Genomic DNA, 13,866 nt, shown 5'->3' with positions numbered 1-13,866 from the left:
CCTGGGGAATCGCTAAGAGCCGTCGTGAAAGTGGCTCTCTAATTCATTAATTTTACGGTGGCGCATTTTTTGCTGGCTACGCCGCATTATCCATATTCGCTACAGCAAGAAGTCCGGCAATCCATTGAATTCCCTTCGGCGTGAACTTCACCTGAGTGAATGCATGACCATTGCCAGCCTCACCGGTCTTTACCACGAACCGTCCTGCAGTAATGTGCTGTGCGTAAGGGGTTAGCTTTCCGGCCAGGCGATACATGATCTCGTTGTCTTGCAGGAATGCTCGGAAATCATTCTCTTTAACCTTAAGGAGCTTTGCCGCCTCACGAAAACCCATGCTGCCGGATGCCTCGACGTAGCTATCTACGAACTCAGCTTTTGGCGCCGCTATAGCTAGCTTGGTCTCCAGTTGCGCTTTCTGTTCTGCAAGGTCAGCGGCAAGGCGAAGCGCTTCGGGAAGAGACTGCGGGATTTGAGGCCCATGCATCACTTTCAATTTAGCCAGCACAGTACGGCGTACGGCTTTTGACTCCCGCATTCCGATTAAGGTCATCTGCTCCATGTTGAGCATGTAGCCTTTTACGGCGCGACTGGCGCCCTGTTCGGTGGTCACGTAAAAAGTTTCCGCGACCCCCAAATCATCAATTTCGTCCTCAACGCGAGAAAGGAAGTGCCGATTTTCAACTTCTGACTCCCCGTACTCGGCGCGGGCTGGATTAATGATGCTTTTCAGAAAGTCCAAGCTAGTCATGGAGACTTCGCTGTTTACTGTTGGATATGCCATTCGCTGATACCTTTTGGTGGTAGAGCCTGTTCTCCAGATGTAGGCAGCCCAAGAGCGGTCAGCGATAACCACTGCCCTATCTCAAGCTCTACCCCGAAAGGCCCTTGGTGATTGCGCGGAGAATGCGCGGTGAAATGCGGATACAAAAAAGCCCCGGACTATGCCGAGGCTCGATATTTGGTTTGGTGTTTAGGCGATCGCCAGCATGACGCCCTGTGTGACTGCGTGCTCAATGAGGTCTCGGCTCGCCGCCGGGCTTATGTCATGACCCTGCAGCGCCAGTAACTCCCTCAGCTGTTCCGCCAGAATTGCAATGGTGATGGTCTGTTCTTCGTGAATCATAATCCGTTACCTGTAGTGGGCATTATCGCGGACACTCGGTGAATATCCGCTGCAATGCCTACTCTGCTTTGGTGGACGCCTTAGCAGCGGCAGCTGCGTCGATTTTCTTCTCGACGTAAGCCTTAATTGACTTGTAGCCGCCAGACACCAGGTAAAGCACGCCAACCGCAGTGCTGAAGTACAGCATGCCAGCTTCGATTAAAGTCATCGGATTTCTCCATTTGAGGATGAGGTGATGGTTTTTATGTACCCCTGCAGCCCAGCTATTTGCTTTTCTGCTGTAGCGATTCGTTCTCTGAGGGTGAAATAATTCCGCTCAGAGGTTCGAGTAAGTTCGGCGCGGGGCTCATCAGCCACGCCGGCGGTGGGGGTGGCGCTGGACACACGACGACAGGTTGCGTTGACGCGCAGCCGCTTAGCACCGGAATCAACATCGCGCTGCAGGTCAGCAATAGTCTGTTTCGCATCTGCAAGCTCCTGCGTGTACTTTTGGTCAATGGATGCAACTTCACGTTGCCTTTCCTGCAATGTGTCGATCGCTTTTTGTTTTGCGTCCGCTAATTGCTCAGCGCGTTCAGCCCGCGATTTCTCTCCCTGATATTCTTCGTACAAGTGAAGGGAAAGCATGGATAGAAGGCTAAGGAAAATGAACATCAAGCGACGCCACCAGCAATAACCCGACTCATGACAAGAACAGAGCGCGCTCTCTCTGTCTCCGGCCAAGCAATCGATCTGGGTCGATACCCGCTCGCTTCCACATAAGGAAAGCATCTGCTGCGCCGGTGTAATCACCTGCGTTTAGCCTTTTCAGGGCTGTTGAGTAACGAAAAGCAGTTGCGCCAATGTTGAATATTAAGCTGGTGAGCGCGTCGTACTGATTCTGGTTAAGCTCAGCACGGACGTTTTTATCTATAGCAGTGGATACCCACGCCAGATCATCAAGCAGCAGCTTGGTTGACTGATTCTGCGTGATCTTCATTCCAACCGTCACAGGATTGCCATCAACGGTGCCCGTATGACCGACCCCGATAGTTGGTATGCCTCGGACATCGGAATAACCGACAAGGCGCTCGCCCTCTTCCTTTTTCAGGAATGAAACACCAGAATCACTTATCTTCATCGCCACCACCAAATCGCTTATTGAACGCATTGATCGCCATCTGGCTCAGCTTCTTAACACCGATAAAACCGACAGCACCGCCAATCGCTGGCGACACAGTGATGGGAAGGCCGAACATATCGAGAGAGTTTGTGATAGCTAGCGTCAACAGCCCGCACACCAACCCTTCAATCCATTCGTTTTTCTTCTCCGTTCCGTTGTAAATCAGCATCCCGTAGCGGATGAGGACGGCGAGGATGGCCCCAAAAAGCTGAGGCCATGAATTCTTCAGGCCGTTGGCAATATCCGCCCAAAAGCCGTAGTCGTTGTTTTGCATACGCATAGCTCCGCCTCCCGACTAATTGCTTGGTTGGCGCTGTGTGTTGTTGATTAGGGATTAGCGACTCAGGCCAGAGTTGACAGGGGGAGTCATGATAGTGATTGCCTGGTCGCTAAATAAAAAAGGCCACGCATTCGCGCAGCCTTGAAGTTGGTGGGCCGTGGAGGATTCGAACCTGCCTGCCTCGCCCTTATGAGGGGCTTGCTCATACCAAATGAGCTTACAGCCCAAACGCAAAAAGCCCCGGCGGGTGGCCGAGGCTTCGAATTTGGCTAGTTATCTAATGAACACTCACAAAGCGCCCATCATTGGTGGCATCCTAACCAATTATCGCCAGCCTGTAAATAACTATCTTCTACAAAATCAATTTCACATAGAAAATAATTCTCTACTTAGTGACTTTAGAGATAACAATATCTGCCGCAGCCTCCTGTTTGTGGCACTCCGTTACTAGCAGCTCATAGAACGACTTGTAAGTGCGTCGCCATGTTGTCTCGGGCAAATCCATAGCCACCGAGCAAATCGCCCGCCTGACGTTCTCTGCTGGCAATCTGGCGTACCCCTTCCCTGCACACCGAGGGCATTCTTTGAATACCGGAGCGCCGCCGTTGGCTTCTGTCTTTTCCTTGTCCACCACAACGCCCTTTCCATGACACCGGCATGAGTTGCTTATCACCCCCTTCCCGAGACAGGTCTGGCACTGCGTACGCACCACTTCGCGCACACTTGCATGCTTGTAGATATCCTTGGGTGAATCCACCCGCATTATCTTCGTGACGGGGCCAGGGTGCCTACCCATTGCTGATTTCATGGTGAACACTTCCAGGTCGACAAAGCCACCATCGCAATCAGGGCATCGCTTAACGCTGGCCGCGCTACGCGAGTAGTCCTGATACGCGAATGTTGCGATGACTTGCAGCAGCTTTAGTTTAATATCCTCCTCAAGTTGTGAGATTGCTTTATGGCGCCCTGCCAGGCGCTTAGCGATTTCGAACAAGCCTTCTACTGCTTTATCCGGCGAAGATATGCCAACCTTTGCCAAGTACAAATCCAGCCCAACACCGGCCGCTTGGTGTGTCATACCAATTGCGGCCATCACTTCACTGATTGATAGAGATTCTGTTGCTGTTGCTGGGGACTGATCGGAGAGTTTCGGAGATTTGGGAGAGAAGTACTTCGGGATGCTTTCGAGTCTCACTGCTTTCTCCTTTTCCTCGGGCTGCAGTCCCACGATTGAACGTGAGGCGGATGGACTACCGGATTAATGGGCCGGAAGTGCCGGAGAAGATTCGCTATCCACGCTTTCATGAATCACCCCGCTGTTTGTTCAGATTGTGCCGGTTGACGATCTCCCTGATGCGCTCCTGAGTTAGGCTTAACGCTTTGGCCTGATCAATCTCCTTTTGACGCAGCTCCTTCAGTGTGTGCTCTTCATAGGCGGTCATAACTCCTCCTGGCTGTACGTTTCAAACCAAAACACCACCGGCTTTTCGATAACCTGAACTAACCCGAAACGCTCCGCCGTTCTGAAATTTACCGATGTCTTAAGCGCCCTACCGGCCTGTAGTGATATCTGGTTCCTGAATTCCTCGATGTCGAATACCGATTTGAACAGATTGCAGGGAGCGCATGCCGGAACAAGGTTTTCAAAGGTGTCATTCTCCGGCACCCAATGATCGCCCGTCGCTACAATTTTTCTCTGACCGTTAGGCTGTCTTTCGCCGAATTCCAGCTTACGGTAGACAGGCTTGACGTGATCTGCGTGCCACCCCTTCTCAGGCAGTTCACATCCGCAGTACGCACAATTCCCGCCGAATTTCATGCGCAACAAGCTTCGCTGTTTTTTGGTGAGCTTCATGACTCCTCCCGTTGCTTAATGAGCTCTCTCGTCTTTCTCCGGTATTCCGCCGCCAACTCCTGCAATTCTTCCCGCGTCCATTTTTTCGGCTTATGCGGGCCCATCAGGCGATCGAAAGCAGCCTGGCCAATTTTGGCGATTAGGTTCGGCGTGTAGTTTTCGATATTTCCGGATAGGTGGTTATTGCAGGGGGCGCATTGCCGATGGCAGTTGGTTTCGTCATACCGGGTCTCAGGTGATGCGCCGACGGTGCGATAGTGTCCTGCGTGCCATTGGCCGTCATGGAATCGACCGCAGCTGATACACGGCTGGTCAATGTCTCGTTCCCGGATGAACTGGTTGAATGCTTGCTGGGCTTTCTTGTGAAAATAACTGAGGGGTTGAACTTCGAGTTTTCGAATCTTTGTTGTTCTGCGTTCCTGCTGTGCTTCCTTTCGCCTTCGCTGCTCTGCCTTGAGCTTTTCTTTCTCCCTGAGCATTAATCCATATTTTGCGCCGTGTTCCGGGCTACACCACTGCTCGTTAGGGAATCGAGGGTGGAACCACTCGCGGCAGACCTTGCATCGCCGTCGGGGTCGTTTCTTTTCAGTCGCCATCCTCGCTCCTTATCCGTTCCGCCACCTCACCCTCGATCAGCACGTCAGCACATTTCGGGCAAACATGGGTGCAGGTGCTGGGGATCGGCTGCCGGCAGCATTGGCACTTGGCCTCATTGTTTTGTTGGTCTTCCATACTTCCGGCTCCGTAATCGGTCAAATTTGCGCGTAAGCAGCCCGTGGACATAGTCAAATGTCTTTACCTGATTGGCGGCTGGGGTTCGTTTCAGCTTATTTCTGCGGCGGGGTACGGCGAATATTGCGTTGTTCTCAATGCGCTGCCATGCAGACTTCATGGATCCCCCTTACCTCGCGGATGCGGCGGTCGAACAGGAGGACCAGCGGATTGTGTGAGCGGGTATCGAATCGGCGACTGCCAGTGTCGACTCGCGGCGCCATGCGGTATGTGTACCCACCTTGCTCACCAGACCGAATAATCACGCCTTCCTGCGTCATTTGTTTGATGCATCCATACACACCCGGATAACTATGCCCGTAGTGTTTGCAGTAGCTCCAAATCTGCGCCCCCGTCATTTCTCCATTATCTGACAGGGTCTTGATCACCTCGTCTCGTATCATTTTTTCACCTCTTTGTTCTGCTCTCCCCAGCGGATTGACCATTCGATGGCCTGCCGGGATTCTTCGCTCCACCGAACGCCATGCTCGGCACCAAATGCGTTCATTAGCTCAATGAGGTCACTCATTTCACGAACGCTCATCTTGCGCGTAGACTGACCCAGCACTACAAAACCGCCATTTAACCCCGGCACCGTCTCCTGCTTTTTCAGTACGGCAGTAAAGACATTCTTCCAGCTCTCCGAGTCCATCTTTCGCCCATACCAAACCACCTGCTCACTGATGTCGCGCAGGGTTGCCCAGAGCCGAGCATTTTGCTCAAGGCTTCTGGTCTTCTCTTGGATTGTTATGGTGAGGGGTTTCTTCGGATCGGTGGGTAACTGCTGGATATACTGGATGGCGTTCTGCTTTCTTGGCTGGTCTACGAGGAAGTAAACCTGTTTAGTCATAGCGGCCTTCTGTTAAGTATCCTGTCGTGAAAAACCAAACCCAGCGCTTTGCAACGGAGGGCTTGCCGATTGGCTTCTTTTACACCAGGGACAAACCGATACCTTCTGGCAATCTCTACCCACTCGTCGTGGTGCCACATCATTCTTCCCAAGGCATCAAGCGCGATTTTTACTCGCGAATTTTGCTCATTCATAGCTCACTCCTTCACTGTTATTCCGGCTGCGCTGAGAATGTCTTTGCAGTCGTTAATTGCGTCGTGTGCTGATAGCGGATCGTCGTATTTTTCTTGCGACGGAAATTCAACGAATAATTCAGACCTACTCGCCTTCCATGCTGTCCACATGTAGCCGTACACTTGAACCGAATAGCCACCGCTCGGCGTTCGCTGTTTTTTCATATGGCCCCATGGCAACGCACCAACCAATTCTGCCCAACGCTCAAACTCTTCCCGCATCTGCTCTGTGCTCATCGTTCAACCTCCACGCATTTTATGTTGTTGACCCGAGGTGATGTTTCACTCCACGATCGCTGATCACTTGCAACTTCAGTCGCCTTGATTGCTGCTTGGCACTGCTCCATGCTTTCCATTGGTGCAATCTGCATATTCATAGACTGGCTGGACAAAACCATAACCATAAAAAAATAGGTCATTTCCTCACCCCCAATTCGCGGGCGACGAAGCTTTCCATTCGGCTGATGCAGCCTTTGATCCGGCTGATGTCACCTTCTGGAAACATGCTCTTGCTCATTTCCCTGAGCGATCGCTTAAGGTCGGCATTTTTCACGCGCTCTACCCGCGCCTGAGCAAAAGCACGCAACGCCTTGGGTATCGACCGACCATCCAGTCGAGCAAACGCGGCGCATAGTCTCGCGTGGGTCACCGTCTCCGGGAATTCAGCAAAGTCGGTGTGCTCGATGATTTGTCGGGCTGTTGATAGTTTTTCCATTTCAGCTCCAAAAAATAAGGCCCGATATCGCTATCAGGCCCGTGATTAGTTCAGTACTGTAGGTTGTGATCATGGTTTATTCCTTTGGAGGCTCAGGGAGTGGCATCCAGTGGGTTATTTTTTCTGGGTCGATACACTGAAACGACCCAAACAAGAACGGTGCCATGCTTATATGTTTTCCATTCCAAATAACATGGTAATAACCACTCACAGCAGGCATCCGCTCGCTGCACTTAATCCAATCACTCATAACTCAATCCTCAATCATGTGCGGGTAGCGGCGCAGGAATTCGCGTAGGCCAAGATAGTCAGACGTTTGCCCGATATGGAACAATACGGAAAGACCGCGGCCGGCTTTCCTTACGTCAAAAACTGTTACAGCTATTTCTGCAGGGTGATTTATGTCAGAAACGTACTTACGCCCAGTCATTGCACGCCGGATTTCCCGCTGCTCAAAATTCATTTTGCTCATAACTTAAACTCCATCTTCTCCAGCTTGGCGATCTGCTTCTTGAGTGACGCCAGCCTTTCTTTGCGTCTACGTTCGCAGTCGGCAATGGCTGACTCTTTGGTGGCGTAGAACTCCTTGCCGTATGCGGAATTCGTATGATAATTATCACGCCAATATGCACTTTTACCATCATCGCGAACTTCAGCCTCTACCTCGAACGGACCTTTCGTCAGGGCGTACTTGGTTACGTAAATGGTTTTATCGCTCATCATCCTGCTCCTCAGCTTCTTTCAGCTTTTCGAATGCTGACTCCAGCTCATCGTCTGCCCAACCTTCGCTAAGCGCCCCTTCGATTGCTTCGAGAAGGACTGAAATCTCTGCCTGATTAAAATCAACTGTCATGTTGTGCTCCTGCTTTACCAATTTTCAGCTTGCGTCGAATCTCTGCGATCTTGTCTAACCCCTTCTCGCCGCTCACCGGGATATGCAGCTTCGGTATCTGAGCCACTGGCGCCGGGAACGTTTCACCTCTTGCCGCGCGGCGAGCCATATCTTTCAACTCGCGTTCACATCGTTTTCTCAGCTCTGATTCCGTGAGGTTGAACGACCGCATTTGCGAGTAGAGCTTGGTGACCATCAGCCAGCAGGCGTTACTGGGCCACGGATATCTTTCCGGGCTTTCGTAATATCCCCGTTCTGCGCTGTATTTCATGACCATCAGGTAGAGCTCGTCAGAACCCGGTAATCCGTACTTGCTAACCTCACCCTGGCGGCACCACTCGATGAACTGCCCAGGAGACGGCCAGAACGGTGATGAATTGGCTCGGGCGTACTGCATTCCTGCCGAAAGCTGTTCTCTGCTTCGGATTCCGTTCTCAGCGAATGCGGCTATCCACTGCTTTTTAGCCGCGCTTTCATCAGCCTCGGTTCGTAGATTGGTATTCCCAGCCGCGGGGAATACTTGCCTCAACTGGCGAAATAACGCGTCAACCAGCTTCTCAGCCTCTGGATTGACGATGTTCTGGACGTTGGCTGGATGACCGCTGTACATCGCTGCGAGGGACTTGCCATCGCGATTCTGGATAACCGACATCAGGCGTTTACTCATAGGAATTCCTCCCACGATTCAGGGCTGTTCCAGTGTGGAGATTGTTTTACAGATCCGGGTCTTATGCCGCGATTAATCGCTTGTTTATTTTGGTAGCTCAATTTCTGACTTGCCGTAACGAACCAGTTTTTAGGTTTTTCACGGCTGAACTCAATGTCTAGTTTTTGCAGTTCATACACCAAATCAATGCTGGAGTAGAGAGTCGCCCATTTGTGAAAGTCATCGTGATTTAACTTCACGACTTTACCTTCAAAAGAATATTTTGAAGATTGAACTGACTTATCAGAAGGAGCGGATGCGACTGGTGTTTGTTTAGGTTCTATGACTGGTTCAAAAGAGTGACTGGTTCTGGGGGCAGCTCCTGCCCCACCCCCTAGGGCAGCTCCTGCCCCACCCTCGGGCAACTCATGCCCTAGGGCAGCTCCTGCCCCACCCTCGGAAACTCGTTTTATGCAAGAATTGTCTAGCGTGAGATAAAAAAGATTTGATTGGTTTAATTCTCCATTCCTGCGGAACTCCCTTCGCAAGAGCCCTAATGTTTCAAGTGCTCTTATGTGGCTTTTTACCGTTGATCGTCCTATTTCGCACTGATCAGCAATATGCTGGTAAGAGGCCAGCATTCACCCTTATCATTGGCGTTATCAGCCAACTTGATCAGCACAAGCTTCCTCAATGGGTTGCCAACTCTGATGTTCATGGCTTTGGCCATCAAATTCATGCTCATAATTAGTCCGGATTAGAAAGGTAATGGCTCGTCAATCGGGGGTTGCTGAGGGCCGTATATTCCTGCTGCGATTTGCTGTTCTTCCCATTCCCTAAGTTCTTCTTCATGCCGTCTGACAAATGCAGCTTCGGCATTTTCGACGGCATAAGCTTTATTCTCGAAAAAAACAGCAGAGATGTTTTTGGTGTTCAAGCTGTTGATTATGAATTCAGCACCGAACCTGATTAGACGTTCGGCTACAGCCAACTTGTCACCAAAAATATTGATTCCGATATCTTCAAAGAGATCATTCAAATCAAGGCCTTTCAGGCTTTCAAAAGAGATGACGTCGTAGTCCATTGCTAAAATCTGAACTTCATCTCCAACCTTGGCATCACAGTGCTGCCTACATTCATCAATTAGGCCTTCAAGGTCATATTGGAAAAACTCCCTAGATTGGCTGACCCTGCAATCCTTAAGAGCTTCGTGTATGGCTCGCTCAGAAGATGCAGGGTCCTCACAGTGGAAAGCAGCTTCGATTACGAACGGAAAAGGAACACCCGTTGCAGATGAAAGCTCCTTAGCCCTTGTTTCAGGGCTAGTTGTCGTCATTCCTACTTTGTAGATACCCGGCATGAATTCGTTGCTAAGCACATACACCCATCCCGCCATGCGAAAATTGGCCGGCATTGGCATCTCTTGTAATACGTCAGGTTGCCTTTCAATGGGTTCTAGGTGCATAATCTCTCCTGTGAATTGATCCAGTAATTCCGTTAAGCGTCGAAGCTGTTACCGCAGCTCGGCGTTTTTTCATTTTCGAGATACCCCACCAGCCGCTTGGCTAATTCCGCCATCTCATCGTCATCAATGCCGTAATTCAGCACGGACAACATCAGGCTCACTTGGCTGAAGAAACCGTTCTTCCAGCGGCTTACTTGGTACTCAGGAACCCCCATTGCAGCAGCAAAAGCTTTCTGGCCCATGAGAGCTAATTTGTTAAGCAGCGCGGATTCGATACGTCTCGCGTTTTTGCTTTGAGTTGCACTTTCCATACTTGATAATTTCCCTAGTTAAATATTGCATTGTTAATTGAGCGATCAGCCGATGCTGTCGCTTGTGTAGTGTTCCGCGTTGACGGCGGTGCAAATTGGTAAAGAGCGGTGGTGCTATACGGCTAAATGCTTGTTACTTGGGAAAGGTCGATGTTCTTCTGCTTCAACCTTTCCATCCGGAGTTCTGGTAATGAAGATTTTCCGGCCAACGCGAACTGCCTTGCTGATTGCCGTCTGGTGAACGCCTATTTCGCTAGCCGCTTTGGCTTGCCCGTTCTCCCTGACGTAATCAGCTAATGGAATCTTTTCCATCTTCTGCTCCATGTGATTACGCATACGACAATAATACCACGAGTATTATTTATATCAATACTTGCGGTATTTCATATTTAAATAACTCAGGTATTACAATCAGGTCATGGAAAAGAAAAAGAAGCTTTCACAAGAACAGATCGATGACGCTAAGCGCTTAAAGTCTTTGTATGAGGCAAAAAAGCGTGAGTTGGGCGTCACCCAACAGACGATTGCTGATGCTCTTGATATAACTCAGGGGGCGGTGGGTCATTACTTGAATGGACGGAACGCTTTAAACGTTGCTGTTGCATCAGCATTCGCTAACGCTCTCAAGGCTTCAATAGCAGAGTTCAGCCCGTCACTTGCGAAAGATGCAGCGCAGTACGCAGGGTCTATAGAAAAAAACTTTACTTACGCAGGACGGCATAAAGAATCCCCCAAATACCCCGTCATAAGCAGCATACAGGCCGGAGCATGGGCGGAGGCTATCGAACCCTACACCCTCCATGAGATATCGACGTGGCTTGAGTCTGACGCGCATATTCAAGGTAAAGCTTTCTGGCTTTTGGTCGAGGGTGATTCTATGACGGCGCCCACAGGTGTCAGCGTCCCGCAGGGGAGCTATGTGTTGTTCGACACGGGCCGCGAAGCGGTGAACGGCAGCCTAGTTGTCGCCAAGATGTCTGACGTCAACGAAGCTACGTTTAAGAAACTGGTGATCGAAGGTGGACATCGCTACCTGAAAGGCCTGAACCCAAACTGGCCTATCGTTCCGATAAACGGCAACTGCAAGATAATCGGCGTGGCCGTCGAGTCGAAGATGCGGTTTGTTTAGTAAAAACGTGGATACATTGACAGAAACAGGTCGCAGAAATGCGGCCTAATTTTTTTCAGCAGTTGCCGATTATTTACACACAGCGCGAACCTGACAATAGATCGGGTCGTAATATGTTTGCTAGGGAATATGAGGGGGAACCCCCTATAAAGGATTAATTATCATGTCGTTACCAGAAAAAAAGAAGTCGCAGAGATCGCCCTCTAATCACACCATCCCTTTAGACCTAGATATAAAGCAAGAAGGTGTAATCCATGGCGTTGAAATGGGAGTCCTAGACAATGGAATACCGTATCTAACACAGAGTGGGCTGGCTACAGTTTGTGGTGTTCAACGCCTTAGAATCAAAGAAATAACAGACGAATGGTATGATTCTGTTGAGTCTGGAATTTTTAAAAAAGGGAAAATGACGTTTATTGGTTCTTACCTTCTAAGGGAAGGTTTTGCAGAACCTAAGCTTTTTATCCCAGTGATGAAAAAAGGAACAGAGAATCATGCATATCCTGACGTTGTATGCATGGCTATCATTGAATATTACGCATTCGAGTCGAAGCAGGCAGAATCGGAAACAGCCCTAAGATCTTATAGAGAATTAGCGAAGAAAGGCCTCAAAGAATATATTTATGAGGCACTGAAATATAAACCAGAAGACCCCTGGAAACATTATCATGATCGCGTTTCAATTTTGAAAGAAATGGGATCTGTTCCTGACGGATTCTACATAATTTTCAATGAAATATCAGGTATGATGGTAGACTTGATACAAGCAGGGTTATTAGTAAACGCGCATACCGTACCTGACGGAAGCGTAGGCTCATGCTGGGCAAATTTTTGGAAAAAAAATTCTCTTAGCTCCAAATTTGGGGATGCCACAGATTGTGAGCATTTTTACCCAGATGATTTTGCCCAAGCAAAATCAAATCCTCAGATTATCAATGCTTATCCGAACTCATCTCTACCGGAGTTTAGAAGGTGGTTTAGGCACGAGTATCTCCCTACAAAGTTCCCTCCATATATACTCAAAAAGGCAAATTTACTTGCGGGCGGTAAAGACGATGCACAAAAATTAATCGAAGCCTTCAAGCCACTTCAAATTTCTAAGCCCTAATTTCATCCAACCCGGCCACGCCGGGTTTTTTGGTGATCCACCGCACGTACAATTTTCGCTATAAATCCTCTGCAAACCCGCATGTAGCCTGATCCTGTCGGCGATCCAATATTTAGGTTAACGATGTCACGCTTGGTTAACCGTTGACCAGTGATGACATCGTTAACCACCCGCCCTCCCCTACACGCATTCGCAACCCAAGCCCGCCGCAAAAATTAAATTCCCTTAGAAATCACCAAATTAATACTATCGGTAATATTTTTATTACTTGCGGTATTGATCATGATTAATACTTGCGGTATTGTTTATTCATCGCAACGAAACAGCGACGCGGCAAACGAAACAACCAGCCGCTCCCGGCAACGGGATGCTCATTAAGAATCTGATGCGCTGACAAAGCGCGAAATTACCAAGATGTTTTTGGGGTGTGGTGACGCCAACACCAGGTACAGCGAATTAGGCAATGCCAGCCGCTACACCACACCACCAAAACCATCTGAGGGGGAAATCATGGCAACGATTATCTACAGCAAATCAGTATCACCACGCGGTAACGCCAAGACACGTCGTCAGGCGCGCCGCCGGGAAGCCGCAATCGAACGTGACTCATTGTGCGGGATCATTGATGCGGTGTTTGGCGCAGAGTGCAAACCGGCGCAAGGCCGCGTTGATAAGGCGATCGGCACCATCGAAGGCAAGATGAAGCCAGCTCGCACTGAGAAGGTTCAGCCATCCGCCGGACAGTGTCTGCCTAACGTCGCTATCTACGCTGCCGGCCATCGCAAATGCGAGAACATCACCTGTCGCGGAACGCAGAAGTTCAAAGGGAAATCCATCCCACTAATCTAATCAACCTAGCGAGGGCTGTTATGGAAATTCTTCTAGCTATGGCGGTCCTCGCTGGGCTGTCAGTAATCACCGCCACAGCGTTCTATCTGTGGGAGCTGATATTCGAATGAATTAACGGCGAATTGTCGCCAACACCGGGAAACCACGCCGCTATATGCGGCTTTTTTTACGCCTAAATTTCAGGAATAAACATGAAAATCACCAAAGAGCAGGTAAAAAATTGGGAAGCATGCATTGATGGATATCGCTGGTTTTTGAATAAATTTCCAGAAGGTGGCGACTATGCGGATATCCACCAGGGGTTGCTTAACGATAATCGATTTGAAGATGCGGGCTGGCTTACTGAAAAAATGTACCAGTCATTTTTTGGAACTCCAGAACTGCCCCAGGCTGAAGCATCTGCTGGCAACAAGATGATCGAGACCCTGAACAACATGGATATGCCAACGGTTGAATCCATTAGTGAATGGTGTGGGC

At 49.7% G+C, this 13,866-nt stretch carries 25 protein-coding genes, 1 tRNA gene and 2 pseudogenes; 4 read left to right on the top strand and 24 right to left on the bottom strand.

Features of this window, described 5'->3' with window-relative positions:
• Nucleotides 1–76: 76 nt before the first annotated feature.
• The 24 genes and pseudogenes from AU509_RS12255 to AU509_RS12140 all read right to left on the bottom strand — a co-directional run bounded on the left by AU509_RS12255 (nucleotide 77) and on the right by AU509_RS12140 (nucleotide 10,615).
• Entirely contained in the window at nucleotides 77–781 is a 705-nt protein-coding gene (locus tag AU509_RS12255; RefSeq protein ID WP_094118463.1) for a phage antirepressor KilAC domain-containing protein, read from the bottom strand.
• 189 nt (nucleotides 782–970) lie between these two features.
• Entirely contained in the window at nucleotides 971–1,123 is a 153-nt protein-coding gene (locus AU509_RS18190; protein ID WP_162896363.1) for a hypothetical protein, read from the bottom strand.
• Between the two features lie 58 nt (nucleotides 1,124–1,181).
• The gene (locus AU509_RS12250) at nucleotides 1,182–1,331 is read right to left on the bottom strand and encodes a DUF1378 family protein (RefSeq protein WP_094118462.1); all 150 of its coding nucleotides are present in this window, start codon (nucleotides 1,329–1,331) and stop codon (nucleotides 1,182–1,184) included.
• On the bottom strand, nucleotides 1,328–1,777 hold the full coding sequence (locus tag AU509_RS17845; RefSeq protein ID WP_100053525.1) for a lysis protein: 450 nt from the start codon (nucleotides 1,775–1,777) through the stop codon (nucleotides 1,328–1,330). The genes AU509_RS12250 and AU509_RS17845 overlap by 4 nt, the downstream gene beginning before the upstream one ends.
• A gap of 28 nt (nucleotides 1,778–1,805) precedes the next feature.
• The gene (locus AU509_RS12240; protein WP_094118460.1) at nucleotides 1,806–2,243 is read right to left on the bottom strand and encodes a lysozyme; all 438 of its coding nucleotides are present in this window, start codon (nucleotides 2,241–2,243) and stop codon (nucleotides 1,806–1,808) included.
• Nucleotides 2,230–2,559, bottom strand: coding sequence for a phage holin, lambda family (locus AU509_RS12235; RefSeq protein ID WP_100053526.1), 330 nt, complete (start codon nucleotides 2,557–2,559; stop codon nucleotides 2,230–2,232). The genes AU509_RS12240 and AU509_RS12235 overlap by 14 nt, the downstream gene beginning before the upstream one ends.
• Nucleotides 2,560–2,713: 154 nt before the next feature.
• Nucleotides 2,714–2,791, bottom strand: a tRNA-Ile gene (locus AU509_RS12230).
• Nucleotides 2,792–2,950: 159 nt separating this feature from the next.
• Entirely contained in the window at nucleotides 2,951–3,760 is an 810-nt protein-coding gene (locus tag AU509_RS12225) for an antitermination protein (protein WP_094118458.1), read from the bottom strand.
• 106 nt (nucleotides 3,761–3,866) lie between these two features.
• A complete protein-coding gene (locus tag AU509_RS18185) occupies nucleotides 3,867–4,007 on the bottom strand; it encodes a hypothetical protein (RefSeq protein ID WP_162896362.1) in 141 nt (46 codons plus the stop codon).
• Nucleotides 4,004–4,420, bottom strand: coding sequence for an HNH endonuclease (locus tag AU509_RS12220; RefSeq protein ID WP_094118457.1), 417 nt, complete (start codon nucleotides 4,418–4,420; stop codon nucleotides 4,004–4,006). Before AU509_RS12220 ends, AU509_RS18185 begins: the two co-directional genes overlap by 4 nt.
• Nucleotides 4,417–5,016: a recombination protein NinG gene (locus tag AU509_RS12215; protein WP_094118456.1), complete on the bottom strand. Its 600-nt coding sequence runs from the start codon at nucleotides 5,014–5,016 to the stop codon at nucleotides 4,417–4,419. Before AU509_RS12215 ends, AU509_RS12220 begins: the two co-directional genes overlap by 4 nt.
• Before the next feature lie 575 nt (nucleotides 5,017–5,591).
• Complete coding sequence (locus AU509_RS12205) at nucleotides 5,592–6,041, bottom strand: recombination protein NinB (protein ID WP_094118454.1); 450 nt, start codon at nucleotides 6,039–6,041, stop codon at nucleotides 5,592–5,594.
• Nucleotides 6,038–6,235 (bottom strand): hypothetical protein, encoded by a 198-nt coding sequence (locus tag AU509_RS12200; RefSeq protein ID WP_094118453.1) that lies wholly within the window; start codon nucleotides 6,233–6,235, stop codon nucleotides 6,038–6,040. Before AU509_RS12200 ends, AU509_RS12205 begins: the two co-directional genes overlap by 4 nt.
• A gap of 3 nt (nucleotides 6,236–6,238) precedes the next feature.
• Nucleotides 6,239–6,511, bottom strand: coding sequence for a hypothetical protein (locus tag AU509_RS12195; RefSeq protein WP_094118452.1), 273 nt, complete (start codon nucleotides 6,509–6,511; stop codon nucleotides 6,239–6,241).
• A 178-nt stretch (nucleotides 6,512–6,689) separates the two neighbouring features.
• Complete coding sequence (locus tag AU509_RS12185) at nucleotides 6,690–6,989, bottom strand: hypothetical protein (protein ID WP_094118450.1); 300 nt, start codon at nucleotides 6,987–6,989, stop codon at nucleotides 6,690–6,692.
• Between the two features lie 76 nt (nucleotides 6,990–7,065).
• The gene (locus AU509_RS19110; RefSeq protein WP_094118449.1) at nucleotides 7,066–7,239 is read right to left on the bottom strand and encodes a DUF551 domain-containing protein; all 174 of its coding nucleotides are present in this window, start codon (nucleotides 7,237–7,239) and stop codon (nucleotides 7,066–7,068) included.
• A 3-nt stretch (nucleotides 7,240–7,242) separates the two neighbouring features.
• Nucleotides 7,243–7,461 carry a hypothetical protein gene (locus AU509_RS12175; protein ID WP_094118448.1) on the bottom strand — a complete coding sequence of 73 codons (219 nt, stop codon included), beginning with the start codon at nucleotides 7,459–7,461 and terminating at the stop codon, nucleotides 7,243–7,245.
• On the bottom strand, nucleotides 7,458–7,709 hold the full coding sequence (locus tag AU509_RS12170; RefSeq protein ID WP_094118447.1) for a hypothetical protein: 252 nt from the start codon (nucleotides 7,707–7,709) through the stop codon (nucleotides 7,458–7,460). The genes AU509_RS12175 and AU509_RS12170 overlap by 4 nt, the downstream gene beginning before the upstream one ends.
• Complete coding sequence (locus tag AU509_RS18180) at nucleotides 7,699–7,842, bottom strand: hypothetical protein (RefSeq protein ID WP_162896361.1); 144 nt, start codon at nucleotides 7,840–7,842, stop codon at nucleotides 7,699–7,701. Before AU509_RS18180 ends, AU509_RS12170 begins: the two co-directional genes overlap by 11 nt.
• On the bottom strand, nucleotides 7,832–8,548 hold the full coding sequence (locus AU509_RS12165; protein WP_094118446.1) for a replication protein P: 717 nt from the start codon (nucleotides 8,546–8,548) through the stop codon (nucleotides 7,832–7,834). The genes AU509_RS18180 and AU509_RS12165 overlap by 11 nt, the downstream gene beginning before the upstream one ends.
• Nucleotides 8,545–9,272, bottom strand: a pseudogene (locus AU509_RS19105) (helix-turn-helix domain-containing protein). The gene AU509_RS12165 and the pseudogene AU509_RS19105 overlap by 4 nt, the downstream one beginning before the upstream one ends.
• Before the next feature lie 12 nt (nucleotides 9,273–9,284).
• Nucleotides 9,285–9,992, bottom strand: a complete 708-nt coding sequence (locus AU509_RS12150; RefSeq protein WP_094118445.1) for a GIY-YIG nuclease family protein — start codon at nucleotides 9,990–9,992, stop codon at nucleotides 9,285–9,287.
• Between the two features lie 32 nt (nucleotides 9,993–10,024).
• Complete coding sequence (locus tag AU509_RS12145) at nucleotides 10,025–10,303, bottom strand: CII family transcriptional regulator (RefSeq protein WP_094118444.1); 279 nt, start codon at nucleotides 10,301–10,303, stop codon at nucleotides 10,025–10,027.
• A gap of 114 nt (nucleotides 10,304–10,417) precedes the next feature.
• Nucleotides 10,418–10,615 (bottom strand): Cro/CI family transcriptional regulator, encoded by a 198-nt coding sequence (locus AU509_RS12140; RefSeq protein ID WP_094118443.1) that lies wholly within the window; start codon nucleotides 10,613–10,615, stop codon nucleotides 10,418–10,420.
• Between the two features lie 106 nt (nucleotides 10,616–10,721).
• On the opposite strand from AU509_RS12140, the gene AU509_RS12135 reads away from it, so the two are divergent.
• The 4 genes and pseudogenes from AU509_RS12135 to AU509_RS12120 all read left to right on the top strand — a co-directional run.
• The gene (locus tag AU509_RS12135) at nucleotides 10,722–11,432 is read left to right on the top strand and encodes a LexA family protein (RefSeq protein ID WP_094118442.1); all 711 of its coding nucleotides are present in this window, start codon (nucleotides 10,722–10,724) and stop codon (nucleotides 11,430–11,432) included.
• Between the two features lie 163 nt (nucleotides 11,433–11,595).
• Nucleotides 11,596–12,540, top strand: coding sequence for a hypothetical protein (locus AU509_RS12130; protein WP_094118441.1), 945 nt, complete (start codon nucleotides 11,596–11,598; stop codon nucleotides 12,538–12,540).
• A gap of 510 nt (nucleotides 12,541–13,050) precedes the next feature.
• On the top strand, nucleotides 13,051–13,389 hold the full coding sequence (locus AU509_RS12125; RefSeq protein ID WP_094118440.1) for a transcriptional antitermination N peptide: 339 nt from the start codon (nucleotides 13,051–13,053) through the stop codon (nucleotides 13,387–13,389).
• Nucleotides 13,390–13,580: 191 nt separating this feature from the next.
• Nucleotides 13,581–13,866: pseudogene (locus AU509_RS12120) on the top strand (hypothetical protein); the annotation flags it as partial.

Origin of the sequence: Lonsdalea britannica, assembly GCF_002111595.1 — a bacterium.
GTDB classification, from domain to species: Bacteria; Pseudomonadota; Gammaproteobacteria; order Enterobacterales; family Enterobacteriaceae; genus Lonsdalea; species Lonsdalea britannica.
This window is presented reverse-complemented; position numbering and strand designations above follow the sequence as displayed.